Below are 23,787 nucleotides of genomic sequence, written 5' to 3'. Positions count from 1 at the left end.
ACTTTCAGTGGTTACCACAGCGCGACGCTGTAACTGACCAGCACGCGCACTTCGTCTGCGTCCCGGGCCGAGTAGTTGGAGCGGTAGGTGGCGTTGCGCAGGCGCACGGCCACGTCCTTGAGGGTGCCGCTTTGCACCACGTATTTGATCTCGGTGTCGCGTTCCCACTCTTTGCCGGTGTCGCCGTTCTTGAGCTGGATATTGTCACCGGACATGTAACGGCTCATGAAACTCAGGCCGGGAATCCCCAGCTTGGCGAAGTCGTAGTCGTAGCGGGCCTGCCAGGAGCGTTCTTCGGCGCCGGCAAAGTCGTTGAGCTGCACGAAGTTGATGAGGTACGGGTTGCTGCCATCCACATAGGGGAATGCACTGTCACCGAACATGCGCTGGTAGCCGGCGCTCAGTTTATGGCCGTTGAGGCCGTAGCTGAAAATGCTACTGAAGGATTTGTTGTCAATGTTGCCAGCGCGTGCACTGCCGGCGTCATCGCTGATGGCCAGGCGCATGTCGGCGGCGAAGGTGCCGGGGCCCATCGGGCTGGAAGTGAGCAGGCCGAGGAAGTGCTGGCGGTACACGTCATCCAGTTGGGCGAAGTGGTAGCTGCCGGTGACTTTTTCGGCAAACTTGTAGTCCACGCCGCCGAAGTTGAAGTATTTGCCGGTGGCTCCACTGACGAAGCGGCCGTTCTTGTTGTTGAGGGCGATATCCTCATAGTTGCTGTCGTTGCGGTCCTTGACCTTGTCCAGGCGCCCGCCGGTGAACGTCAGGTTCTTGAACTCCTTGGAGGTCAGCAGGCCGCCGTTGAAGGTCTGCGGCAGGATGCGCCCGTCGTTGGGCTTGAGGATTGGCAGCTCAGGGATCAGCGAACCGATTTTCAGCTCGGTGGCCGAGATTTTCACTTTGCCGGTCAGGCCCAGCTTCGAGTATTCGTCGGCGGCGCGGCCATCATCGTGGGTCGGCAGCAGGCCGCTGCCGGTGCGGTCCGGGCTGGAGTCGAGCTTGACCCCGAGCATGCCCAGCGCATCCACGCCAAAGCCGACGGTGCCGTCGGTGTAGCCCGACTGCAGGTTGAGCATAAAGCCCTGGGCCCACTCGTCGCGCTTGGATTGCTGGGCGCTGGTGCCGTCGCGAAAGTCGCGGTTGAAGTACATGTTGCGGGTTTCCAGGGTCGCGCTACTGTCTTCAAAGAAGGCAGCCTGGGCAAGCGGCGAAAAGCCGGCAAGGGTAGCGGCACTGGCGAGGGCGGTCTGGGTCAGGCGGGAAAAACGAACAGACGGGCAAGTATTGGGCCGTGTAGGCAGCATCGGGGTGTACTCCGTTTATTGTTTTTATTTGGCGAAAACGCATCAGGGCGTTTTTCGGGCGCTATAGGTCAGATAGCTCGGAAGGTATAACCATCCGTTTTTGGATGCTAATGGGCGAACCTTTCACTAACCTTTCAACGCCCTTTCCATGTTTTCGGGCTTCACAGCACAGGCTGCGGCTGTAAACTGCGCCGCGAGTTGGTCAACCCGGGGCGGCGTCGGCCACCCCTTAACGAGGTAAGAATCCATGCGTGTCCTGCTCGTCGAAGACCATTTGCAACTCGCCGAAAGTGTGGCCCAAGCGCTCAAGAGCACGGGCTTGACGGTGGATGTGCTGCACGATGGCGTGGCTGCGGACCTGGCCTTGAGCAGCGAGGAGTACGCGGTGGCGATTCTCGATGTGGGCCTGCCGCGCATGGACGGTTTCGAGGTGCTGGCGCGCTTGCGGGCCCGTGGGAAAAACCTGCCGGTGTTGATGCTCACCGCCCGCAGCGATGTAAAGGATCGGGTGCATGGCCTTAACCTGGGGGCCGATGACTATCTGGCCAAGCCCTTTGAGTTGACCGAGCTGGAAGCCAGGGTCAAGGCCCTGTTGCGCCGCAGTGTGCTGGGCGGCGAGCGGCAGCAGACCTGCGGGGTGCTGGTGTATGACGTGGAAACCCGGCGTTTTACCCTCGGCGGTGAACTGCTGACGCTGACCTCCCGCGAGCAGGCGGTGCTTGAAGCGCTGATCGCCCGTCCTGGCCGGGTCATGAGCAAGGAACAACTGGCGTCCCAGGTATTTGGCCTGGACGAGGAAGCCAGCCCCGACGCGATCGAAATCTATGTGCATCGCTTGCGCAAGAAGCTTGATGGCCAGCCGGTTGCCATCGTTACCTTCCGCGGCCTTGGTTACTTGCTGGAAGCCCGCGATGCGTAAGCACAGCAGCCTGCGTTGGCGTTTGCTGTGGAACCTGGCATTGCTGTTGGTGGTGCTGATGCTGGCCAGCGGCTTGAGTGCCTACTGGAACGGTCGCGAGGCGGCCGACACCGCCTACGACCGCACCCTGCTGGCCTCGGCCCGCACCATCGCTGCCGGGTTGTCCCAGCGTGACGGCACCCTGAGCGCCGATGTGCCCTACGTGGCATTGGACACCTTCGCCTACGACAGTGCCGGGCGGATTTACTACCAGGTCAATGATATTCACCAGAAGCTGATTTCTGGCTACGAACACCTGCCTGGCCCGCCGCCCGGTACGCCACGCACCGACGATTACCCGGCCCTGGCGCGGTTCTATAACGCCAAGTACCAGGGGCAGAATGTGCGGGTGGTGAGCCTGCTCAAGGCGGTGTCGGAGCCGAATATGAACGGCATGGCCGAAATCCGTGTGGCCGAAACCGACGAAGCCCGCGTCAGCATGGCCCGCAGCCTGATGGCCGACACTCTGCTGCGCCTGGGCATGCTGGCCGTCGGTGCCTTGTTGCTGGTGTGGTTCGCGGTGAGTGCGGCGTTGCGCCCGCTGGAGCGCTTGCGCACGGCAGTGGAAGAGCGCCAGCCGGATGATCTGCGCCCCTTGCCGTTGGTTGAGGTGCAGCACGAATTCGGGCCGCTGGTGCGAGCGTTGAATCACTTTACCGAACGCTTGCGCGGGCAGTTCGAGCGCCAGGCCCAGTTTATCGCCGATGCGGCCCACGAATTGCGCACCCCGCTGGCGGCCCTCAAGGCCCGGCTGGAGTTGGGCCTGCGCGCCGAGGAACCGGCGATCTGGCGCAGCACCCTGGAAACAACGGCGCAAGGCACGGATCGCTTGACCCACCTGGCCAATCAGTTGCTGTCCCTGGCCCGCATCGAAAACGGTGCGCGGGCGATTGCCGAAGGTGGCGCGCAGTTGCTCGACCTCAGCCAATTGGCCCGTGAGTTGGGCATGGCCATGGCGCCCCTGGCGCATGCGCGGGGCGTGGCGCTGGCGTTGGAGGCCGATGAACCGGTGTGGTTGCGTGGCGAGCCGACCTTGCTGAATGAACTGTTGAGCAACCTGGTGGATAACGCCCTGGCGCATACACCGTCAGGTGGCAATGTGATATTGCGGGTCACGGCGCCGGCGGTGCTGGAAGTGGAAGACGATGGCCCGGGCATTCCACTGGACGAGCGGGATCGGGTGTTCGAGCGCTTCTACCGGCGTAACCAGCAGGGCGCAGGTTCGGGCCTTGGCTTGGCGATTGTCGGCGAAATCTGCCGCGCGCACCTGGCCCAGATCAGCCTGCATGATGGCGAGCGCAAAGGGCTCAAGGTGCGGGTGAGCTTTATCGCAGGTTAAACCTGCCTGGCTACGGGGGCTCAGTCGAACATCGAGCGCGCTTCGTCCAGTTCGGTGCGCACCGCTTCATTGAGCGGGTCGATGCGCAATTTCTTGAAGGCCGGCAGGTTCGACAGCACAGCATTGGCCAGCGGGTGCTCGGTGTTCTTGTGGCAATACAGCACGGCCACTTGCACCAGGTCGACATAGTCCAGGCTGGCCGATTCGCGCTCAAGGTCCTGGTAGTGCGCGGGCACATTCACCAGCATTTCCGGGAAGTCCCAGCCGCGCAGCAGCTTGTCCCCCAGCAGCGGGTGGATGCTATCGATCACATGGTTGAGGCTGACCGGGTCGGAGAGCAGTTCATAGTGATCTTCGGCGTAGGTCAGGATCGGCAGCACGCCGATCTGGTGCACCAGCCCGCCGAGTGCCGCCTGGTCCGGCTTGAGCTGGCTGTGGTTGCGGCACAAGGCGTAGCAGACGCCCGCGACTTCGAGGCTGCGGCGCCAGACTTCGCGCATCTTGTGTTCGACGACTTCGGAGCGGGCATGGAATATCTGCTCCATCACCAAACCAATCGCCAGGTTACTGCTGTAGTTGGTGCCCAGGCGGGTGATGGCGGTGTGCAGGTCGGTGACTTCCTGGGATGCCCGCAACAGCGGGCTGTTGACCACTTTGATCAGGCGCGCGCTCAGGGCGGTGTCACGGCCGATGACTTTGCTCAAATGGCTGATGCTGACTTCGGGGTCTTCGGCGGCCTGACGAATTTTCAGGGCCACTTCCGGTAACGTGGGCAGAACCAGGTCATCGTTATCGATGGCCGTCACCAACGCCTGTTGGACTTTTTCCGCCAGTTTGTTCATTCATGCTCTCTAGGGTGTTGCAAAAGGGTGCGGCAATTAACGCTGGATCTCGCGATCGCGGTCCAGTCGGTAAGGCAGGTCAAGCAACATGAGGCCCGGGCCTTCCAGCGTACCTAAATGCACATCGCCACTGTCGGCTGCTTCGGCTTGCAGCACCGCCAGAAGTTCAATCCCTTCGTCGGCCCGGGCGGCGATCACCACCTCACCGATGGCGCTGGTATGGCTGGGCGCAAACAGTGGCGTGCCCGGCTCGGGCAATGCCGTGCCGTCCAGGCTCAGGCGGTACAGGCGGCGCTTGAGTTTGCCCAGGTATTGCATACGGGCGACGATTTCCTGGCCGGTGTAGCAGCCCTTCTTGAAGCTCACGCCGCCGACCGCCTGCAGGTTGAGCATCTGCGGGATGAACAGCTCGCGGGTCTGGGCCATGACCTGGCCGAGGCCAGCGCGGATCTGCCCCAGCAGCCAGGCATTGAGGTCGCCTTCGGCAAGGGTTGCGGCCAGTTGGCTGCGCAGGGTGTCGGCTTGCGCCGCAGGGCCCCAGAGCTCGGCGCGGCCGGGGGAGACGCGAATGGCCAGCAGCTCTTCATGGCGCGCCACGCTGTCGGTCTCGGCGGGCAGTTCCAGGCCCAGGCTGGCGAGGGCCTGGTCGGCGTCGGCCAGGCCGAAGCGGGCCCAGGCAGCGCTTTCGTCCGTCAGCTTGGACTTGGAAAAGACCGCGTATTTCTTCAGGTCCGCCAACTGCGGTTCCAGCAGCTCGCTGGCCATGGCCAGCAGCACACCGTCACCTTGCAGCACGATACGGAAGCTCGACTGCATACGCCCTTTTTGGGTACAGCGCGCGCCGAGGCTGGCGTGGGTGTCGTTGAGGTAGTTGAGGTTGCAGGTCAGTTGCCCCTGGAGGAACTTGGCCGCGTCAGCGCCGCGAACGGCCAGGACGCCTTCGTGGGACAGGGGACAGAAGAAAGCAGAGTCAGCCATGGGTCATCGCAGTTGGAAAGTCATGGGTGCATCATAGAGGGGTGCCCGGCAAATGGGTAGTTTCATCAGCCCGACCAAAGCCGACTGTTCCGAGGGGCGCGGGCCTGTATACTTGCGCCCTATTTGAGGAGCGCTCCATGGTCGAAGATGTAGAAATCAATCGCCTGTACTGGCACAGCCGTCGCGGCATGCTGGAGTTGGATGTGTTGCTGGTGCCGTTCACCAAAGAGGTGTACGCGACCCTCGATAAGGTCGATCGCGACCTCTACGTCCGGCTGCTGACCTGCGAAGACCAGGACATGTTCGGCTGGTTTATGGAGCGTGCCGAATCAGAAGACCCGGAGCTGCAGCGCATGGTGCGGATGATCCTGGATCGTGTCCAGCCCAAGTAATACCTTCGAGTGCCGCTGGCAGGCCAGTGGGCGCTTGCTGGCGGCGTATCTCCTCGCCCAGGTGCTTGCGCTCGGTGCGCTGTGCCTGTTGGCTGTACCTTTCTCGATGGCTGCGCTCGGTGTGCTGGCGTGCCTGGTCCATGGGCTGTGGACGCTACCGCGGCATATTCGCTTGACCCACCCTTCGTCGGTTCGTGGCCTGCGGCGCAATGCCGACGGCTGGCAATTGTGGAGCGCGGCACGGGGCTGGCACGCCGTGCAGTTGCGCCCCGACAGCCTGGCATTGCCGCTGATGGTGGTACTGCGCTACCGGTTGCCGGGCGATTGGCGGGTGCGCTCGATCTGTGTGCCGCGCGATTCGCAGGCCGCCGATGTGCATCGGCGCCTGCGGGTGCGCTTGAAGTTCAGCCGCCGTAGGTGGTTGGCACCAGGATAGTGTCGAGGGCTTCGGGCAGCATCTGCGGGTAGTCGAGGGTGTAATGCAGGCCCCGGCTTTCCTTGCGCGCCATGGCCGAGCGGATCATCAGTTCGGCGACCTGGGCCAGGTTGCGCAACTCGATCAGGTCGCGGCTGACCTTGTAGTTGCTGTAGAACTCGTCGATTTCATCCAGCAGCAAGCGCACCCGGTGCTGGGCACGCGCCAAGCGCTTGTTGGTGCGCACGATCCCCACGTAGTCCCACATGAAACGCCGCAGCTCGTCCCAGTTGTGGGCGATGATCACGTCTTCGTCCGAGTCGGTGACCTGGCTGGCATCCCAGCGGGGCAGGGCGGCCGGCACCGGGATGCGTGGCAGTTGTTCGAGGATGTCGGCGGCGGCGGAGCGGGCGTAGACGAAGCATTCGAGCAGCGAGTTGCTGGCCATGCGGTTGGCGCCGTGCAGGCCGGTGAAGCTGGTCTCGCCGATAGCATACAGGCCCGGCACGTCGGTACGGCCGCGCTGGTCGACCATCACCCCGCCACAAGTGTAATGCGCCGCCGGCACCACCGGGATCGGCCCTTGGGTGATATCGATATTGAAAGCCAGGCAGCGCTCGTAGACCGTCGGGAAGTGGGTCTTGATAAAGTCGGCGGGCTTGTGGCTGATGTCCAGGTAGACGCAGTCGATGCCCAGGCGCTTCATCTCGTGGTCGATGGCGCGGGCCACGATATCCCGTGGCGCCAGTTCGGCCCGCGGGTCGAAGCGCTGCATGAAGCGTTCGCCGTTGGGCAGCTTCAAGTGCGCACCTTCACCGCGCAGGGCTTCGGTGATCAGGAAGCTCTTGGCCTGGGGGTGATACAGGCAGGTGGGGTGGAACTGGTTGAACTCCAGGTTCGCCACCCGGCAGCCCGAGCGCCAGGCCATGGCGATGCCATCCCCGCAGGCGCCATCGGGGTTGCTGGTGTAGAGGTAGACCTTGGCGGCGCCCCCTGAGGCCAGGATGGTGAAGCGCGCGCCGTAGGTATCGACTTCGCCGCTGGCGCGGTTGAGCACGTAGGCCCCCAGGCAGCGCTCGCCCGCCAGGCCCAGGCGTTTTTCGGTGATCAGGTCGACGGCGACCCGTTGCTCCAGCAGTTCGATATTCGGCCGTTGCCGGGCCTGGGCGAGCAGGGTCTTGAAGATTGCGGCGCCGGTGGCGTCGGCGGCATGGATGATGCGCCGGTGGCTATGGCCGCCTTCGCGGGTCAGGTGGAACTCGAAACCGCCGTCATCACTGCCGGCATGTTCATCGCGGGTAAATGGCACCCCCTGGTCAATCAGCCACTGGATGGCTTCGCGGCTGTGTTCGACGGTGAAACGCACCGCGTCTTCATTGCACAGGCCGCCGCCGGCGTTGAGGGTGTCTTCAACGTGGGATTGCACCGTGTCGGTGTCATCGAGCACGGCGGCAACCCCACCCTGGGCCCAGAACGTCGAACCGTTGGCCAGGTCGCCCTTGCTCAGTACGGCTATGCGCAGATGGCTCGGCAGGGTCAGTGCAAGGCTCAGGCCTGCGGCGCCGCTACCAATCACCAGGACATCGTGTTGAAACTGTTGGCTCATTTATGGGATTCCGCAAAAAGCGATCCGAGGGGTGGCGCAAACAGGACGCCTGGATCGGCGAATCAAAGGGTCACACGGCCCACTAGTATATAGAGGGGGCTATCGGCACAATAGCCGGGCATTCGTGGCATTGTGAGACTACGGTGAACGAACTGCACGGCTTTGATGAGGCGCTCGGGTGTCGAGATGGGAACTTTTGCATCCGCCCCGACTCCATAACAGGATGCCCGAAAGCTGGGAAAACGTTGGTTTTACTGATTGGCCTGGAACATGGGGCGTCAGAAAACCGGCGACAAGATTATTCACGCAGCCGGCTATGCCCGCGCTGCGTTTTTCGTGTGTGCCAAAACAGAGCCCACCGGAAACTTGCTTGAAGGGGGAGAACTTTTGCGAAAAGTCCTAGTCTATGTTTGCAAGCCTGATCGTTTAGTTATGCACGCCTCCTGCAAGTACAACGAGGAGTGTTCATGCTAACCCAGGAAGAGGATCAGCAGCTGGTCGAGCGCGTTCAACGCGGCGACAAGCGCGCATTTGATCTGCTAGTGCTGAAATACCAGCACAAAATTCTCGGGTTGATCGTGCGGTTCGTGCACGACACCCATGAAGCGCAGGACGTTGCACAGGAGGCCTTTATCAAGGCCTACCGTGCACTCGGTAATTTTCGCGGTGACAGTGCGTTCTACACGTGGCTGTACCGCATCGCCATCAACACGGCGAAGAACTATCTGGTGTCTCGCGGCCGCCGCCCACCCGATAGTGATGTGAGTTCGGAAGATGCAGAATTTTACGATGGTGATCACGGCCTCAAAGATCTCGAGTCGCCGGAGCGTGCATTGCTGCGCGATGAGATCGAAGGCACCGTCCACCGTACTATTCAGCAACTGCCAGAAGATTTGCGTACGGCGTTAACTTTACGTGAATTCGATGGTCTGAGTTACGAGGACATTGCGAGCGTCATGCAATGCCCGGTGGGGACCGTACGCTCCCGGATTTTCCGGGCTCGGGAAGCCATCGATAAAGCCCTGCAACCGTTGTTGCAGGAAAACTAAAGACAGCGGCGACAGCCAAGAGAGGAACCGCCATGAGTCGTGATGCCCTGCAGGAATCGCTGTCCGCAGTGATGGATAACGAAGCGGATGAACTGGAACTTCGTCGAGTGCTCAACGCATTTGATGATGCCCAAACCCGTGATACCTGGTCTCGTTACCAAGTCGCTCGGGCGGTGATGCACAAGGATCTACTAATCCCTCGTCTGGATATTGCTGCGGCCGTTTCTGCTGCGCTGGCCGATGAAGCCGTTCCGGCAAAAGCTGCACGTGGCCCTTGGCGTAGCCTCGGTCGCCTGGCAGTCGCTGCTTCGGTGACTGTGGCCGTACTGGCCGGTGTGCGCCTGTACAACCAGGACGAAATCGCCGGTGCCGAACTGGCCCAGCAAACCCAGCAGCCGGTCATGGCCGGTCCGCAGGTCAAGGGTCCGGCTGTTCTGGCTGGCTACAAGGAAAGCGCTGAGGCAACTGGCCCGATGGCCAATGGTGTGCTTCAGGGGCAGTCCGGCTGGCAGGATCAGCGTCTGCCAGGCTACCTTCGCCAGCACGCTCAGGAATCGGCGGTAAAAGGCACCGAAAGCGCGCTGCCATACGCTCGTGCTGCAAGCCTGGAAAACCGCTAAACCGCTAAGGAGCCTTATGCGTGCCATACCGCTCCTTGCGCTTTTGCTCAGTGGCTGGTTTGCCGTACCTGCCCATGCCGATGAAGCCCAAGACTGGCTCAAGCGTCTTGGGCGGGCAGAGCAGCAGCAAAGCTACCAAGGTACGTTTATCTACGAGCGTAACGGTAGTTTCTCAACCCATGACATCTGGCACCGTGTCCAGGATGGCCAGGTCCGCGAACGCCTGTTGCAGCTCGATGGTTCGGCCCAGGAAGTTGTCCGGGTCGATGGGCGCACCCAGTGCGTCAGTGGCAGCCTGGTGGCGGGGCTTGGCAACTCCCCGGGCGCTTCAGCCCAGGTTCTTGATCCACAAAAACTCAATTCTTTTTATACGCTTGCCGTTATCGGCGAATCACGCGTGGCTGGCCGCAAGGCGGTGATTATCTCGCTGGCGCCACGGGATCAGTACCGCTACGGATTCGAGCTGCACCTGGATCGAGAAACCGCATTGCCGCTCAAATCATTATTGATCAATGACAAAGGGCAGTTGCTGGAACGTTTCCAGTTCACTCAATTGAGCACCCAGGCCCCGGATGAGCGGGATTTGCAGCCCGGCAAGGACTGCAAGCCATTGTCGGTCAGTAGCCAGGCCGATGACGTGCCGGCCGCCCAGGCGTGGCATCCGAGCTGGCTGCCGCCGGGCTTCCAGTTGGTCCGCAGCACGACACGCAAGGATTCCCGGACCCAGGCGGTGGTAAACAGCCAGATGTACGAGGATGGGTTGGCGCGTTTTTCGCTGTTCCTTGAACCTGTCAGTGGCGAGGCCGCGACAGAGAGCCGGGTTCAACTGGGGCCAACGGTTGCAGTTTCGCGCCGGATGAACACCCCGCAAGGCGAGGTCGTGGCGACGGTGGTCGGGGAGATTCCCCTGGGCACCGCCGAACGGATCGCCCTGTCGGTTCGCAGCGGCCCGGCGCCCGAAAAACCGTGAGCCGTTAATCCTATGCTCATCCAGATCGTTCACAGTGATCCAGGAAATGCCTGCTTTGCTGCACAGAACATGAAATGTCTGGAGAGTATTTTCACTTGCAAAATCTCCTTATGTTTTTTATAGGTCAGAACTTCTCGGCCCTGGCCTTGTTTTGTTCACGCAATCTTGACGCTGGTAGCAGTAGTCTCTGGCGTTTATTGAACCTTGTCGCCCAACCCTGCTCGTCGTAACGGGAGCTGTATGTCGATACCACGTTTGAAGTCTTACCTTTCCATAGTCGCCACGGTGCTGGTGCTGGGTCAGGCCGTTACCGCGCAAGCGGCGGAGCTGCCTGACTTCACCCAACTGGTAGAGCAGGCATCGCCTGCGGTGGTGAACATCAGTACCACCCAGAAGCTGCCGGATCGTAAAGTCTCGAACCAGCAGATGCCCGACCTTGAAGGCCTGCCGCCGATGTTGCGGGAGTTCTTCGAGCGCGGCATGCCCCAGCCACGTTCGCCGCGTGGCGGCGGTGGTGGCCAGCGTGAAGCCCAGTCCCTGGGCTCGGGCTTTATCATTTCGCCTGATGGCTACATCCTGACCAACAACCACGTGATCGCCGACGCTGACGAAATCCTCGTGCGCCTGGCTGATCGCAGTGAACTCAAGGCCAAGCTGGTCGGCACCGACCCACGTTCCGACGTGGCCCTGCTGAAGATCGAAGGCAAGGACCTGCCCGTGCTGAAACTGGGCAAGTCCCAGGACCTGAAGGCCGGGCAATGGGTGGTGGCCATCGGTTCGCCGTTTGGCTTCGACCACACCGTGACCCAAGGTATCGTCAGTGCCATCGGCCGCAGCCTGCCGAACGAAAACTACGTGCCGTTCATCCAGACCGACGTGCCGATCAACCCGGGTAACTCCGGCGGCCCGCTGTTCAACCTGGCGGGCGAAGTGGTGGGGATCAACTCGCAGATCTACACCCGTTCCGGCGGTTTCATGGGCGTCTCCTTTGCCATCCCGATTGATGTGGCCATGGACGTCTCCAACCAATTGAAAGCCGGTGGTAAGGTCAGCCGTGGCTGGTTGGGCGTGGTGATCCAGGAAGTGAACAAAGACCTGGCCGAGTCCTTTGGCCTGGACAAACCGGCCGGTGCCCTGGTCGCGCAGATCCAGGACGACGGCCCGGCTGCCAAAGGCGGTTTGCAGGTGGGTGATGTGATCCTGAGCATGAACGGCCAGCCGATTGTCATGTCGGCCGACCTGCCGCACCTGGTGGGCGCACTCAAGGCTGGCGGCAAGGCCAGGCTGGAAGTGATCCGCGAAGGCAAGCGCCAGAACGTTGAGCTGACCGTGGGTGCCATTCCCGAGGAAGGTCAGGAGCTGGGAGCCCTCAACAAGTCGGGTGCCGAGCGCAGCAGCAACCGCCTGGGCATCGCCGTGGTCGAGTTGACCGACGAGCAGAAGAAGAGCTTCGACCTCAAGAGCGGTGTGGTAATCAAGGAAGTCCAGGACGGCCCGGCCGCCCTGATCGGCCTGCAGCCGGGCGACGTGATTACCCACTTGAACAACCAGGCCATCAACACCACCAAGGAGTTCACCGACATCGCCAAGGCGTTGCCGAAGAATCGCTCGGTGTCGATGCGAGTCCTGCGTCAAGGGCGTGCCAGCTTCATTACCTTCAAGCTGGCTGAGTAATCCGCTAGCGGCAGGTCAATAAAAAGCCCCGTTCTCGAAAGCCGAGAGCGGGGCTTTTTTGTGGCATCGGATTTAGCTCATCATGCCTTTGACGATGCGTTCCTGTTCGATCAGCTCGCGCTGGCGTGCATCGATGCGGGACGACAGCGGGAAGTTGCTACCGGCCCGGCGCTTGGCGAAGTCCAATTGCTGGATCGCCTGCTGGAAGTCGCCGACCAGCGCGAAGTATTCGGCGCGGGCCTGGTGCAAGCCGATGATATTGCCGGACAAGCCACGGGTTTCGGCCACCTGGTACCACACATCGGGATCGTCGGCGCGCGACTTGAGCAGGCCTTCCAGGGCTTTTTCCGCGTCGGCGGTACGGTTCTGCTTGAGCAGCAGGTCTACACGCACCTGGTTCAGCGGGTAGTTGCTGGGGTACTGGGCCAGCATGCGGTCAGTGCGTTGCTGCGCATCGGGCATACGGTTGTTGGTGATATCCAGCTCGATCTGCGCCAGGTTGTAGGTGATATCGTTGGGCGCCTTGGCCAGCAGCGGCTTGAGGGTCTCGCGCGCCTCATTGAGCTGGGTGCCCTTGATCTGGGCGATGGCCAGGCCATAGCGCGCTACATCGCTTTTCGGGTTCTCATCCAACTGCGCACGGAAGCGCTTGGCGGCCAGCCCGGGCGTGTCTTCGTAATACAGCTGGACCCGGGCGCGGATCAGTTGATAGCGCAGGCTGTCTTCGGTGCCGCCGGCTTTGGCCTGTTCGGCGCGGTTGCGGGTGTCGGCGATCCGCGATTCGGTAACCGGGTGCGTCAGCAGGAATTCCGGTGGCTTGGCATCGAAGCGGTACTGGCGCATCAAGCGCTCGAACATGGTCGGCATCGAGCGCGGATCGTAGCCGGCCTTGACCATGTTGAGGATGCCGATGCGGTCGGCTTCCTGCTCGTTCTGCCGGGAGAAGCGCCGCTGCTCCTGGATCGCGGCGGCCTGGCTGCCGGCAATCGCGGCAATCCCGGCATCCCCGGCACCGGCGGCGGCGGCGATAATCCCGCCGAGCAACGCGGCCATCATCGGGATCTGCATCCGTTGCTGGGCTTCCACGCCGCGGGCGAAGTGACGCTGGGACAAGTGCGCCAATTCGTGGGCCATCACCGAGGCGTATTCGCCTTCGGTCTGGGCGTTGAGGAACAGGCCGCCGTTGACCCCGACAATCCCGCCCGGCGCGGCAAACGCGTTGAGCTGCGGGCTGTTGATCAGGATGAACTCCAGGCGCCGGTCGTTGACCTGGCTGGTCTCCACCAGCTTGTAGACGCTGGTCTCGACGTAATCCTTGAGTTGCGGGTCATTGAGGACCGAGACCTGGCCGCGCAGGAACGCCAGCCACGCTCGCCCCAGTTGGTGTTCCTGTTGTGGCGAGACAATGGCAGAACTGGCGTCGCCAAGTGACGGCAGGTCGTCGGCGAAGCCTGGAGAGGCAAGCAGGCAAGCGAGCGTCAGCAGGGTAGGGCGCAAAAAAGTCATGCACAAAGCCTTTCGACAAAGACATTACTGTAGCCGGACACTGAGCCCGGGACCAGATATTCTAAGCGCCCCTGACGCCGCCTGGAGCAAAACCATGACCGCTGCTGTAAACCACAACGCCGAGCTTGATGCCAGTGGCCTCAACTGCCCGTTGCCACTGCTCAAGGCCAAGATGGAACTCAACCGGCTGGCCAGTGGTGCGGTGCTCAAGGTGATCGCCACGGATGCGGGTTCCCAGCGCGACTTCCGCACGTTTGCCAGGCTGGCGGGGCATGTGCTGTTGCACGAGGAAGCCGATAACGGTGTGTATCGTTACTGGTTGCGCAAGGCCTGATGGCCCCATCGCGGGCAAGCCCGGCTCCCACCACTACCGAGTTGTCTGGTCGAGCACCGGTCCCATGTAGGAGCTGGCTTGCCTGCGATAGCTATCTAACTGCCACCCACAACATCAAGCCTTGTCCAGCGCCTGCGCCGCCGCCAACACCGCATCCACATGCCCCGGCACCTTCACGCCACGCCATTCCTGGCGCAGCACGCCATCCTTGTCGATCAGGAAGGTGCTGCGGTCCACACCCAGGTATTCCTTGCCGTACAGCTTCTTCAGCTTGATCACATCAAACAGCTGGCAAACTGCCTCATCCTTGTCGCTGATCAGCTCGAAGGGGAAGGCCTGCTTGGCCTTGAAATTCTCATGGGACTTCACGCTGTCCCGGGACACCCCAAACACCTCGGTGTTGGCGGCCTGGAAGGCGGCGTACTGGTCGCGGAAACCCTGGCCTTCGGTGGTGCAGCCCGGGGTGCTGTCCTTCGGGTAGAAATACAGCACCACTTGCTTGCCCTTGAGCCCGGCAAGGCTGAACGTCTGCCCGCTGGTCGCCGGGGCCTGGATATCGGCGACCGGTGTGTCGATGACTACCGCCATGAAAAACTTCCTTACATTGGGTTCTGTGGGCGCCACGGTTCGATCAGGGCATCGAGGTTCAGCGCATCGGCGAAATCCAGGAACTGGTCGCGCAACCAGCTGATCTGTACGCCGGCCGGCAAGGTCACGGTAAAGGTGGCATTGAGCATGGTGCCGCCGGTCTGGGGGGCCTGGTAGGTGTCGCAGGTCAGGTTTTCCAGCTCGACGTTATGGTCGATAAAGAACTGGCACAGCTCATTGACGATGTCCGACCGGTAGGCCGAACTGACATAAGCCACGTACGGCAGCGCCTGGGGACGGTTCTCCAGGGCGGCACTGCGCACCACATTGACGGTGAAGTCGTGCTTCTTGGCCAGGGTCGGCAAGCCGGTTTCCAGGCGCGCCAGGGCGTCCCAGCTCCCGGAAATCTGCAGGACCAGCGCGCTGCACTCGCCATGGCGGGTCAGGCGGGAGGTCACGACGGCGCAGCGGTTTTCATGGCTGGCGCGGCACAGGACGTTAGTCAGCTCCATGGGGTTGGCGCCAAGGGCACTGATAACAAGGAATTGTTCGCGGACTGTGGGGGTGGACATGCAGCCTTCCTAAAGCGATGAGCGGTCGATACGAACGAGCGGTACCGATCAAAGGATCAAGGGTAGCGAAAAGCGCCGCCAAGGGCTAGGACGTGGCGTTTTCATTGCATCTTCAGCGGCATCTGGCCGTGCTTTGGCCCAATGAGGGCGTTGCTGGCAACTAAGTTGATCCAGAACACCTCCTCAGAGGGTACTTCGCTTGTGCAAGCATCTTGGCGCCAGTACCATTACGGCTCTCTTTTTCCGGCAGGAGCGGTTGCATGATTGCGGGCAGTATGGTGGCACTGGTCACACCCATGGATGCACAAGGTAATCTCGACTGGGACAGCCTGGGCAAACTGGTGGACTTTCACCTGCAAGAAGGCACCAACGCCATTGTGGCCGTCGGCACCACAGGTGAATCGGCCACGCTTGATGTGGAAGAACACATCAAGGTGATCGAGTTTGTGGTCAAGCGCGTGGCAGGGCGTATCACGGTGATTGCCGGTACGGGCGCCAACTCGACGCGCGAAGCGATCGAGCTGACCAAAAACGCCAAGAAAGCCGGCGCCGATGCCTGCCTGCTGGTGACGCCGTACTACAACAAGCCGACCCAGGAAGGCCTGTACCAGCACTTCAAGGCCATCGCCGAAGCCGTCGACATCCCGCAGATCCTCTACAACGTGCCGGGTCGCACGGCGTGCGACATGCAGGCCGCGACCGTGATCCGCCTGTCCACCGTGCCGAACATCATCGGTATCAAGGAAGCCACGGGCGACCTGCAACGCGCCAAGGACATCCTGGCCGGCGTGAGCAGCGACTTCCTGCTGTACTCCGGCGACGACGCCACGGCGGTGGAGCTGATCCTGCTGGGTGGCAAGGGCAATATCTCGGTGACCGCCAACGTGGCCCCGCGTGCCATGAGCGAACTGTGTGCCGCCGCAATCGCCGGTGATGCCGTAAAGGCCCGGGCGATTCATGAGCAACTGATGCCGCTCAACAAAACCCTGTTTATCGAATCCAATCCAATTCCCGTGAAATGGGCGCTGCATGAGATGGGCCTGATGCCGGACGGTATCCGTCTGCCGCTCACCCCGCTCAGCCCAGCCTGTCACGAACCGCTGCGACAGGCCCTGCGCCAGTCCGGCGTCCTGGTTTAATTGAGGAAGCACTACGCATGAAGCGATTGGCCGGACTTTCCGCACTTGCCTTGATTATCTCCAGCACCAGTGGCTGCGGTTGGATCTGGGGCCCGGAAGGCTACTTCCGTGACCGCGGCAGCGATTACCTGGAAGCACAACAAACCGCACCGATGCAATTGCCGCCGGACGTCAATGTCGCCAAGCGCCTTGACCCGCTGTTGCCGATCCCGCGCAACGTGGCCGACGACACCGTCAAGGGCGAGTACGAAGTGCCGCGTCCGCAACCGATTTCGGCCCAGGCCGATGCCAGCGACTACAGCCTGCAAAAAAGCGGCGATTCGCGCTGGATCATGGCCCAGCGCCCACCTGCCGAAGTCTGGCCGGTGGCGGTGCAGTTCTTCCAGGACAATGGCTTCCGCCTCGACGAGCAACGCCCGCAGACCGGTGAGTTCACCACGGCGTGGCAGCAACCGAGCGAACTATCGGCCAACATGGCCAAGCGCCTGCAATCCGGTGGTGTCGCCGCCGATGGCGAAAGCCGCATCCGCGTGCGCATCGAGCCAGGCGTGCAGCGCAATACCAGTGAAGTCTACGTGGTCAGCGCCGAGCGTCCTGCCGGCAGCACCGCCAACGTCGAGTTCACCAATCGTTCGGTCAACAGCGGTGTCGATGCTGCGCTGGTCGACGAGATGCTTGCCAGCATGAGCCGCATCTCCGAGAAGGGCGGTTCCGTATCCCTGCTCGCCGCTCGTGACTACGACACCCCTAGCCGTGTCAGCCTCACCGAGGACGGCAGCGGTAACGTCGTGCTCAACCTGGGTGAAGACCTGGATCGTGCCTGGGCCAGCGTCGGCCGTGCCCTGGAGCAAGGGCCATGGCGTGTCGAAGACATCAACCGCAGCCTGGGCCTGTACTACATCAACGTGGCGGAAAAGGCCGAGAAGAAAGACGACGAGCGTGGTTTCTTCAGCAAGTTGTTCGGCAGCGAGCCGACCAAGGAAGAGATCGAGACCCGCGCCGAGCGTTATCAGGTTCGCCTGAGCAAGGTCGGCGACAACGTGCAAGTCACCGTCGAGAAGAACATCAACACCGTGGCGCCAGCAGAAACGGCGCGCAAAGTGTTGGGCGTGATTCAGGACAACCTGGGCTGATCCGATGCGTTTTGCTGTTCTCGGCAGCGGTAGCCAAGGGAACGGCACGCTTGTAGCCCACGACGACACGTATGTCCTGGTCGATTGTGGTTTCTCCCTGCGGGAAACCGAGCGCCGCCTGCTGCGCCTGGGGGTTCACCCGGCGCAGTTGAGCGCGATTCTAGTGACCCACGAACATGCCGACCACGTGCATGGCGTGGGTTTGCTGTCTCGGCGCTACAATCTTCCGGTGTACCTGAGTCGCGGCACCTTGCGCGGGATGCGCAAACCCATTGAACCCGCAGGTTTCCTGGCCGGTGGCGAGCAACTGCAGGTGGGGGCCTTGAGCATCGACGTGATTGCCGTGGCCCACGATGCCCACGAGCCCACGCAATATGTCTTCAGTGATGGCGAGCGCCGTTTTGGCCTGCTGACCGACCTGGGTTCCTACTGTGCCAAGGTGCTCGAAGGCTATCGGGATCTCGATGCCTTGATGATCGAGTCCAACCATTGCCGTGACCTGCTGGCACGCGGTCACTACCCGTACTTTCTCAAGCAGCGGGTTGGCGGCGAACGGGGACATTTGAACAACCACCAGGCGGCGTACCTGGTGTATGAGTTGGGCTGGCAAGACCTGCAACACCTGGTCCTGGCCCACCTGAGCAGCAAGAACAACCTGCCGCAGCTTGCCCGGCAATGTTTTGTCGACACCCTCGGGTGCGACCCGGACTGGCTGCAACTGGCCGATCAAGATTCAGGGCTCGACTGGCGACATATCGCCTAGCCCACCTACTTACCAAGCGGAGCCCATCATGGAAAAACGTGAAGAACTCTACCGCGGCAAAGCCAAGTCGGTATACAAGACCGACGACGCCAACCGCTTGATCCTGCTGTTTCGCAACGACACCTCGGCGTTCGACGGCAAGCGCATCGAACAGCTCGACCGCAAAGGCATGGTGAACAACAAGTTCAACGCCTTCATCATGCAGAAACTCGAAGCGGCCGGCATCCCGACCCAATTCGACAAACTGCTGGGCGACAACGAATGCCTGGTGAAAAAACTCGACATGATCCCGGTCGAGTGCGTCGTGCGTAACTACGCCGCCGGCAGCCTGGTCAAGCGCCTGGGCGTAGAAGAGGGCCTCAAGCTCAACCCTTACACGTTCGAGCTGTTCCTCAAGGACGACGCCAAGGGCGACCCGTTCATCAACGAATCCCACGTCGTGGCATTCGGCTGGGGCACCGCTGAGCAACTGGTGCGCATGAAAGAACTGTCGCTCAAGGTCAACGACGTGCTGAGCAAACTGTTCGACGACGCCGGCCTGCTGCTGGTGGACTTCAAACTGGAATTCGGCGTATTCCACGACGGCTCCATCGTCCTGGGCGACGAATTCAGCCCGGACGGCTGCCGCCTGTGGGACAAGGACACCCGCAAGAAGATGGATAAAGACCGCTTCCGCCAGGGCCTCGGTGACGTGATCGAAGCCTACGAAGAAGTCGCCAACCGTCTTGGCGTACCGCTGTAATCGACGCAAGCATCTGATAGCACGGAAAAAAATTGCTTCGGCGCTTTGCTTCCACGAAACAGACTGTTATGATGCGCGCCGTTGGAGAGATGCCAGAGTGGCCGAATGGGACGGATTCGAAATCCGTTGTACCTTCACCGGTACCTAGGGTTCGAATCCCTATCTCTCCGCCATACAAATGAAAGCCCCGTAAATGAAGATTTACGGGGCTTTTTTGTTTCTTGCTTGACAATGTATGCCCATTTGCACTCGGGTTGTAAAAGCGCAAGCAGGTTCGGATTTTAGATTGATTCGCACAGGTTCCAAGAATGGATTCTGATGCTCCACATCCTGATGTGTGGCGCAAAATGTCAGGGAGGTACCCTAGTGTCCGCTGATTTTGACCCCGTATTAATCGCTGCTCTGCAAAGTGCGCGCAGGATTACCGTGCTGACAGGGGCGGGTGTATCCGCTGAAAGCGGCATCCCGACATTCCGCGATGCATTAACTGGCCTTTGGCAGAATTTTGATGCGCACACGCTTGCTACCGCCGATGCGTTCCTAGGCGACCCGTCCCTGGTTTGGGGATGGTATGAGTGGCGGCGCTCGCAGGTGCTTGCAGCGCAGCCAAATGCGGCTCACCGGGCGCTCGCCGAGCTTGCTCGTCGCGTCCCGCAACTTTCATTGTTCACCCAGAACGTGGACAACCTGCATGAGCGGGCAGGAAGCGTCGATGTGCAACACCTTCACGGCTCCCTCCATCATCCGCGCTGTTTCGATTGCGCGCACCCTTTTGTGTTGCCTGATGGTATTCCCGAAGAGCCCGCAGGTGGTTGGCGGGTGCCTGCGCCAAAATGCCAGGCGTGTGGAGGGCTGGTCCGGCCAGGCGTCGTCTGGTTTGACGAGTATTTGCCTGCGGACATTCTTGATGGGGCATTCAACTCATCTCGTTCATCCGATCTGCTGATCGTAGTCGGTTGTTCGGGGAAGGTTGACCCGGCCGCGAGGCTTCCCAGGGATGCGAAAAAAGCAGGGCGTAAAGTCATTCAGATCAACCTGGTCGAAAGCGCACTTGATGGTGTTTGCACATGGAACCTGAGGGGGCGGGCCGGGGAGTTATTACCTGAATTGATCAGGCAAGCATTTTAACGATTTACCCATCTATCAAATGGAAATGAGAGGCGCGTAATGGCTGGAAGATGGATCAAGGGCATGGGCGATACTGTGTCGCCAGTGGCCGTGGTGTTTTTACACGGGGTGCTGTCCGATGGTGAAGCGTGCTGGCGCCATGAGAATGGTACTTACTGGCCAGAACTGCTTTCCAACCACCCAACCATGGCTGGCGTTGGCGTTTACGAGTTTACCTACCACACGGATATCTTTAGTGGTTCCTACAGCCTGAGCGATGTAGTGAGTGCCCTGAAGGAGTGCCTGCACCTTGATGGTGTCAACCAGGCGCGAAAAATCATCCTTGTCGCTCACAGCATGGGCGGCATCGTGGCACGGCGTTATATCGTGCAACGCTCTGATGAATTGGTAGAGCGTGGTGCGCAGGTGGGGCTTTTCCTGATTGCCTCGCCTTCATTGGGTTCGTCCTATGCCACTTGGCTTGAGCCGATCGCCAAGGTCATGGGGCATGCTCAGGGACGGGCCTTGACGTTTTGCCAGAGCAATGCCTGGCTCAATGATCTTAATAGCGACTTCCGTAATCTACTGGCACTGCGCAAATTGGTCATTCATGGCCGGGAACTGGTGGAAGACCAGTTTGTGGCGTTCAAGCGCTTGTTTCGAGCCGAACAAGTCGTGCCTCCGTTCAGTGGCGCTACGTATTTTGGCGAGGCGCTGAAGGTGCCGCAGTCGGATCATTTCTCCATCGCCAAGCCCGAGGGTGCCCAGGCACTCCAGCACCGAACCTTGTGTGATTTCATCGAAAAAATCGTGCGGTTTATAGATAACTCCAACAATGTCTGGGAATGCGCAGGTGGTTACCGCACTCGTGTGGGCGAGAGCGAAATCAGCATTGTGCTCGGGCGTATCGAAGAGTATCCGGCCGGGCGGGAAACCGCCGTCGTATTGCCTTGCAATGAGTATTTTGAAGACCACTGCGCGACTGATAGCCGAACCGCACTGGGTGTCTATATCCAGCGACATTGCGCTGCAACCGCATCGGTTTTTTTTGCATCGGTCAGGCAGCAGTGCCAGGAGAAGTTCGGTGAAGGAACTCTAAAGGAAAAGGCTGAGGGTGAGTTAAGCGAAAGCTATGGCTCGGGCCGCTCTATTTTTGTTTCTGACCCCTCGCATAACGTAGCGGGCATCGCTTTGGTTTCTACCACGACGCAAACGGCCGGGCAGGGGCTGGCTGCGCGAATGTCCTATGTGTTCGATGGTGTAGGGGAGTTGTTCAAGTTATTGGCGGACAAACGGATCAATGAAGTAGTGATGCCTGTGCTGGGGGCCGGACACGGTGGTATTGATCCGCCGCTGGCACTCGCGGGGCTGGTGCTGGCACTGGCGGAGGGCGTTCGGTATGGCGTTGGCCGACAGAGCCGCAAAAAAATCACGATCGTTGTTTTCCAGAAAACGCCGCTGGATCCGCCGGATGTGACGCTTGCAAGCATCCGTAAGACGCTAGAGCTGGTGGCCAATAAAACGTAATGCAAGGACAGGCTATGAATGCAAAGGACTCCATTTGTCGTTATCTGGGCTACGGAGGCCCGGATCACTTGCATCGCACATTGGACGAGTCTCTGGCTTGGGATGATGAGAGGCTTGAAAGCACCCATGATTTTGTCCAGTGGTGGTTTCCGCTGGCCGAACCCAGTGCTTTCAACCCCCATGCGCCGGTGGCGAGTCATGCGGAGTTTGAAGCGCTTGGCGTCGACAAGCGCGTCAGGGCCGGGGTGGAGCGTGCTATGCACCGTATGCTGCGTTTCTACGGCCTGCGTCAGGAGGCGTCGGGAGTCATCAACAAGGCGCGCGAGTGGGATAGGCGTAGCCCGAACTGGGCATTCAAGAAGAGCCACAACGACCTACGGATTACTCGCCTCCTCAAATCCTTGTGTTTATTGGGGCATCGCCAGCAGGCAGAGGCATTGCTCAGTGCCCTGGAGGACATTATTAAGTGCGAGCGTGACCCGAGCGATCAAGGGGCGCTGATTTTTTGGCGCGAAGCCCTGTTGTGACGATTTAAATCGCCACTGCGCCTGGCGGGTTCTGGCTTGAATCAATAGCCCCTGAAATGGTTGAGCCTTTCAGGGTTTTTTTGTTTGTGCGCTGTGGCTTCCAGGTTTTCGTCTAAAAACGTTGAGTGTTTTGCCTGGCGAAATACTCGGTCAAATGATGCCCAGGCTTTTATTAAAAATAATAAATATAAAACAATGAGTTACCTATTAATCGATTCTTTTTTCCTGCGAGCGCTTTACTTAAATTTTTTGAAGTGCTTATATTTTGTTGTTAATTCAAAACATGATTTCGCATAGCGAAACTGATTGAGTTGTAAAAGCTGTAGCGTGCCTTTGCCCCTGGCAAGGAGCCGCAGGAGCTTCATACATAACAACAAAAATAGGGCTGCATCATGGAACGCCATTCCCGCGTTATTGCCACGTGCCTGCTGTTTTCCATTGGGCAGATCGGCCTGCCAGCATCGGCGCAGGCCGGTTTTTTCGAGGACAGCAAGGCCAGCATTGAGCTGCGCAATTTTTACATCAACCGCGACTTCAGCCAGACCAGTACCACTCAGTCCAAGCAAGAAGAGTGGGCCCAGGGCTTTTTGCTGCGTTACGCATCAGGATTCACGGCAGGCTCTGTCGGCTTTGGGCTGGATGCAATCGGCTTGGCCGGTTTGAAGCTTGACTCCAGCCTGGACCGTGCCGGTTCCGGTTTGTTGCCTCGTCAACGAGATGGCCGTTCAGTCGATGAAAGTGGCGCCCTTGGCCTGACGGCCAAGGTGCGGGCGTCCAGGAGCCTGCTCAGGATCGGTACGCTGCATCCGCGTTTGCCGGTGGTGCAATTCAATGACACTCGCTTGTTGCCGCAAACGTTCGAGGGCGTGCATTTGAACTCCCAGGAGTTTGCCAATGTGACCGTCGATGCGGGCCAGATCCGCCAGGTGACCCAGCGCGATTCGACCAACCGTGAAGACCTGGCGCCGTCGGTGGCCAACGCCAAGGGCATCCGTGTGACCAAGGGCGCGACCACCGATGAGTTCAATTTCGCCGGTGTCGGCTACAAGTGGAGCAACCAGTTAAGTGGCAATTACTTCTACGGTGAGCTCGACAGTTTCTACCGCCAGCACAATTTCAGCCTGTTGCATCTATTGCCGCTGGGCGAAGGCCAGTCGCTCAAGAGTGACGTGCGCTACGCAAGGTCGACCAACCAGGGCAACAGCAATATCGACAACACGGCCCTGGCGGCGATGTTCACCTACACCCTGGGCGGCCATGCCTTTGGCCTGGCCTATCAGAAAATGAGTGGCGACACCGGCTATGCCTATATCCATGGCGCCGATGCCTTCCTGCCCAACTTTGTTTCCAATAACGACTTTGCCAATCGGGACGAGCAGTCCTGGCAGGCGCGCTACGACTTCAACTTCACCGCTGTCGGTATCCCGGGCCTGACCTTCATGACCCGCTACATCTATGGCAGCGGGATTGAGCTGGGTGCTGGCAAACCGAGCGGTTCGGAATGGGAGCGCGATACCGATATCGCCTACGTATTCCAGAGCGGCACCTTGAAAAACCTGGGGGTGAAGTGGCGTAACTCGTCCCTGCGCATGAATCACTTTGGCAGTGATCTGGACGATAACCGCCTGATCATCAGTTACACCTTGCCACTCCTGTAGTCGAGTCGATGACAGCCTTCCGGGCGGGTCCATAACAACAATGA

Annotated in this window: 24 protein-coding genes and 1 tRNA gene; 18 read left to right on the top strand and 7 right to left on the bottom strand. The window is 60.3% G+C overall.

What is annotated here, in order from left to right:
- Positions 1-11: 11 nt before the first annotated feature.
- Positions 12-1,304, bottom strand: a complete 1,293-nt coding sequence (locus BLL38_RS10530; RefSeq protein WP_076962517.1) for an OprD family porin — start codon at positions 1,302-1,304, stop codon at positions 12-14.
- 247 nt (positions 1,305-1,551) lie between these two features.
- Here BLL38_RS10530 and BLL38_RS10525 point away from each other — a divergent pair, with 247 nt between their 5' ends.
- Both BLL38_RS10525 and BLL38_RS10520 read left to right on the top strand, forming a co-directional pair.
- On the top strand, positions 1,552-2,223 hold the full coding sequence (locus tag BLL38_RS10525) for a response regulator (RefSeq protein ID WP_029299087.1): 672 nt from the start codon (positions 1,552-1,554) through the stop codon (positions 2,221-2,223).
- Positions 2,216-3,601, top strand: coding sequence for a sensor histidine kinase (locus tag BLL38_RS10520; RefSeq protein ID WP_076962516.1), 1,386 nt, complete (start codon positions 2,216-2,218; stop codon positions 3,599-3,601). Before BLL38_RS10525 ends, BLL38_RS10520 begins: the two co-directional genes overlap by 8 nt.
- 20 nt (positions 3,602-3,621) lie before the next feature.
- Here the strand turns inward: BLL38_RS10520 and BLL38_RS10515 are convergent, their stop codons facing one another.
- Both BLL38_RS10515 and ygfZ read right to left on the bottom strand, forming a co-directional pair.
- The gene (locus tag BLL38_RS10515) at positions 3,622-4,443 is read right to left on the bottom strand and encodes an HDOD domain-containing protein (protein ID WP_076962515.1); all 822 of its coding nucleotides are present in this window, start codon (positions 4,441-4,443) and stop codon (positions 3,622-3,624) included.
- 36 nt (positions 4,444-4,479) lie between these two features.
- Positions 4,480-5,421, bottom strand: a complete 942-nt coding sequence (gene ygfZ, locus BLL38_RS10510; protein ID WP_076962514.1) for a CAF17-like 4Fe-4S cluster assembly/insertion protein YgfZ — start codon at positions 5,419-5,421, stop codon at positions 4,480-4,482.
- A 137-nt stretch (positions 5,422-5,558) separates the two neighbouring features.
- On the opposite strand from ygfZ, the gene BLL38_RS10505 reads away from it, so the two are divergent.
- Together BLL38_RS10505 and BLL38_RS10500 are read left to right on the top strand one after the other, a co-directional pair.
- Positions 5,559-5,813: an FAD assembly factor SdhE gene (locus BLL38_RS10505; protein ID WP_017736358.1), complete on the top strand. Its 255-nt coding sequence runs from the start codon at positions 5,559-5,561 to the stop codon at positions 5,811-5,813.
- The gene (locus BLL38_RS10500; RefSeq protein WP_076962513.1) at positions 5,797-6,249 is read left to right on the top strand and encodes a protein YgfX; all 453 of its coding nucleotides are present in this window, start codon (positions 5,797-5,799) and stop codon (positions 6,247-6,249) included. Before BLL38_RS10505 ends, BLL38_RS10500 begins: the two co-directional genes overlap by 17 nt.
- Here BLL38_RS10500 and nadB read toward each other — a convergent pair.
- Positions 6,218-7,834, bottom strand: a complete 1,617-nt coding sequence (nadB, locus tag BLL38_RS10495) for an L-aspartate oxidase (RefSeq protein ID WP_076962512.1) — start codon at positions 7,832-7,834, stop codon at positions 6,218-6,220. The genes BLL38_RS10500 and nadB overlap by 32 nt on opposite strands.
- A 467-nt stretch (positions 7,835-8,301) precedes the next feature.
- Here nadB and rpoE point away from each other — a divergent pair, with 467 nt between their 5' ends.
- The 4 genes from rpoE to BLL38_RS10475 all read left to right on the top strand — a co-directional run bounded on the left by rpoE (position 8,302) and on the right by BLL38_RS10475 (position 12,147).
- Entirely contained in the window at positions 8,302-8,883 is a 582-nt protein-coding gene (gene rpoE / locus BLL38_RS10490) for an RNA polymerase sigma factor RpoE/AlgU (protein WP_003172477.1), read from the top strand.
- Between the two features lie 32 nt (positions 8,884-8,915).
- Positions 8,916-9,503 (top strand): sigma-E factor negative regulatory protein, encoded by a 588-nt coding sequence (locus BLL38_RS10485; RefSeq protein WP_076962511.1) that lies wholly within the window; start codon positions 8,916-8,918, stop codon positions 9,501-9,503.
- Between the two features lie 16 nt (positions 9,504-9,519).
- A complete protein-coding gene (locus BLL38_RS10480; RefSeq protein WP_076962510.1) occupies positions 9,520-10,473 on the top strand; it encodes a MucB/RseB C-terminal domain-containing protein in 954 nt (317 codons plus the stop codon).
- A 240-nt stretch (positions 10,474-10,713) separates the two neighbouring features.
- Positions 10,714-12,147 carry a DegQ family serine endoprotease gene (locus BLL38_RS10475; protein ID WP_076962509.1) on the top strand — a complete coding sequence of 478 codons (1,434 nt, stop codon included), beginning with the start codon at positions 10,714-10,716 and terminating at the stop codon, positions 12,145-12,147.
- 72 nt (positions 12,148-12,219) lie between these two features.
- Here the strand turns inward: BLL38_RS10475 and BLL38_RS10470 are convergent, their stop codons facing one another.
- Entirely contained in the window at positions 12,220-13,653 is a 1,434-nt protein-coding gene (locus BLL38_RS10470) for a M48 family metalloprotease (protein ID WP_076962508.1), read from the bottom strand.
- A gap of 94 nt (positions 13,654-13,747) precedes the next feature.
- Between BLL38_RS10470 and BLL38_RS10465 the strand changes: the two genes are divergently transcribed.
- Positions 13,748-13,987, top strand: coding sequence for a sulfurtransferase TusA family protein (locus BLL38_RS10465; protein WP_076962507.1), 240 nt, complete (start codon positions 13,748-13,750; stop codon positions 13,985-13,987).
- 114 nt (positions 13,988-14,101) lie between these two features.
- Here BLL38_RS10465 and BLL38_RS10460 read toward each other — a convergent pair whose 3' ends face one another.
- Together BLL38_RS10460 and BLL38_RS10455 are read right to left on the bottom strand one after the other, a co-directional pair.
- The gene (locus tag BLL38_RS10460; protein WP_076962506.1) at positions 14,102-14,575 is read right to left on the bottom strand and encodes a peroxiredoxin; all 474 of its coding nucleotides are present in this window, start codon (positions 14,573-14,575) and stop codon (positions 14,102-14,104) included.
- Between the two features lie 11 nt (positions 14,576-14,586).
- Positions 14,587-15,147 (bottom strand): glycine cleavage system transcriptional repressor, encoded by a 561-nt coding sequence (locus BLL38_RS10455; protein WP_076962505.1) that lies wholly within the window; start codon positions 15,145-15,147, stop codon positions 14,587-14,589.
- Between the two features lie 260 nt (positions 15,148-15,407).
- On the opposite strand from BLL38_RS10455, the gene dapA reads away from it, so the two are divergent.
- The 9 genes from dapA (at position 15,408) to BLL38_RS10410 (ending at position 23,743) form a co-directional block, all read left to right on the top strand.
- Complete coding sequence (gene dapA / locus BLL38_RS10450) at positions 15,408-16,286, top strand: 4-hydroxy-tetrahydrodipicolinate synthase (protein ID WP_076962504.1); 879 nt, start codon at positions 15,408-15,410, stop codon at positions 16,284-16,286.
- 17 nt (positions 16,287-16,303) lie between these two features.
- Entirely contained in the window at positions 16,304-17,419 is a 1,116-nt protein-coding gene (gene bamC, locus BLL38_RS10445; RefSeq protein WP_076962503.1) for an NlpB/DapX family lipoprotein, read from the top strand.
- Positions 17,420-17,423: 4 nt separating this feature from the next.
- A complete protein-coding gene (locus tag BLL38_RS10440; RefSeq protein WP_076962502.1) occupies positions 17,424-18,182 on the top strand; it encodes an MBL fold metallo-hydrolase in 759 nt (252 codons plus the stop codon).
- A 28-nt stretch (positions 18,183-18,210) separates the two neighbouring features.
- Positions 18,211-18,924: a phosphoribosylaminoimidazolesuccinocarboxamide synthase gene (gene purC / locus BLL38_RS10435; protein WP_076962501.1), complete on the top strand. Its 714-nt coding sequence runs from the start codon at positions 18,211-18,213 to the stop codon at positions 18,922-18,924.
- Between the two features lie 83 nt (positions 18,925-19,007).
- Positions 19,008-19,097 (top strand) — tRNA-Ser (locus tag BLL38_RS10430).
- Between the two features lie 193 nt (positions 19,098-19,290).
- Complete coding sequence (locus BLL38_RS10425) at positions 19,291-20,052, top strand: SIR2 family NAD-dependent protein deacylase (RefSeq protein WP_236309608.1); 762 nt, start codon at positions 19,291-19,293, stop codon at positions 20,050-20,052.
- A gap of 63 nt (positions 20,053-20,115) precedes the next feature.
- Entirely contained in the window at positions 20,116-21,558 is a 1,443-nt protein-coding gene (locus BLL38_RS10420; RefSeq protein ID WP_159439766.1) for an alpha/beta hydrolase, read from the top strand.
- Between the two features lie 14 nt (positions 21,559-21,572).
- Positions 21,573-22,085: an opioid growth factor receptor-related protein gene (locus tag BLL38_RS10415; RefSeq protein ID WP_076962499.1), complete on the top strand. Its 513-nt coding sequence runs from the start codon at positions 21,573-21,575 to the stop codon at positions 22,083-22,085.
- A 392-nt stretch (positions 22,086-22,477) separates the two neighbouring features.
- A complete protein-coding gene (locus BLL38_RS10410; protein WP_076962498.1) occupies positions 22,478-23,743 on the top strand; it encodes an OprD family porin in 1,266 nt (421 codons plus the stop codon).
- The last annotated feature ends 44 nt before the right edge of the window (positions 23,744-23,787 follow it).

This window comes from Pseudomonas gessardii, from assembly GCF_001983165.1.
Classification (GTDB): Bacteria; Pseudomonadota; Gammaproteobacteria; order Pseudomonadales; family Pseudomonadaceae; genus Aquipseudomonas; species Aquipseudomonas gessardii.
This window is presented reverse-complemented; position numbering and strand designations above follow the sequence as displayed.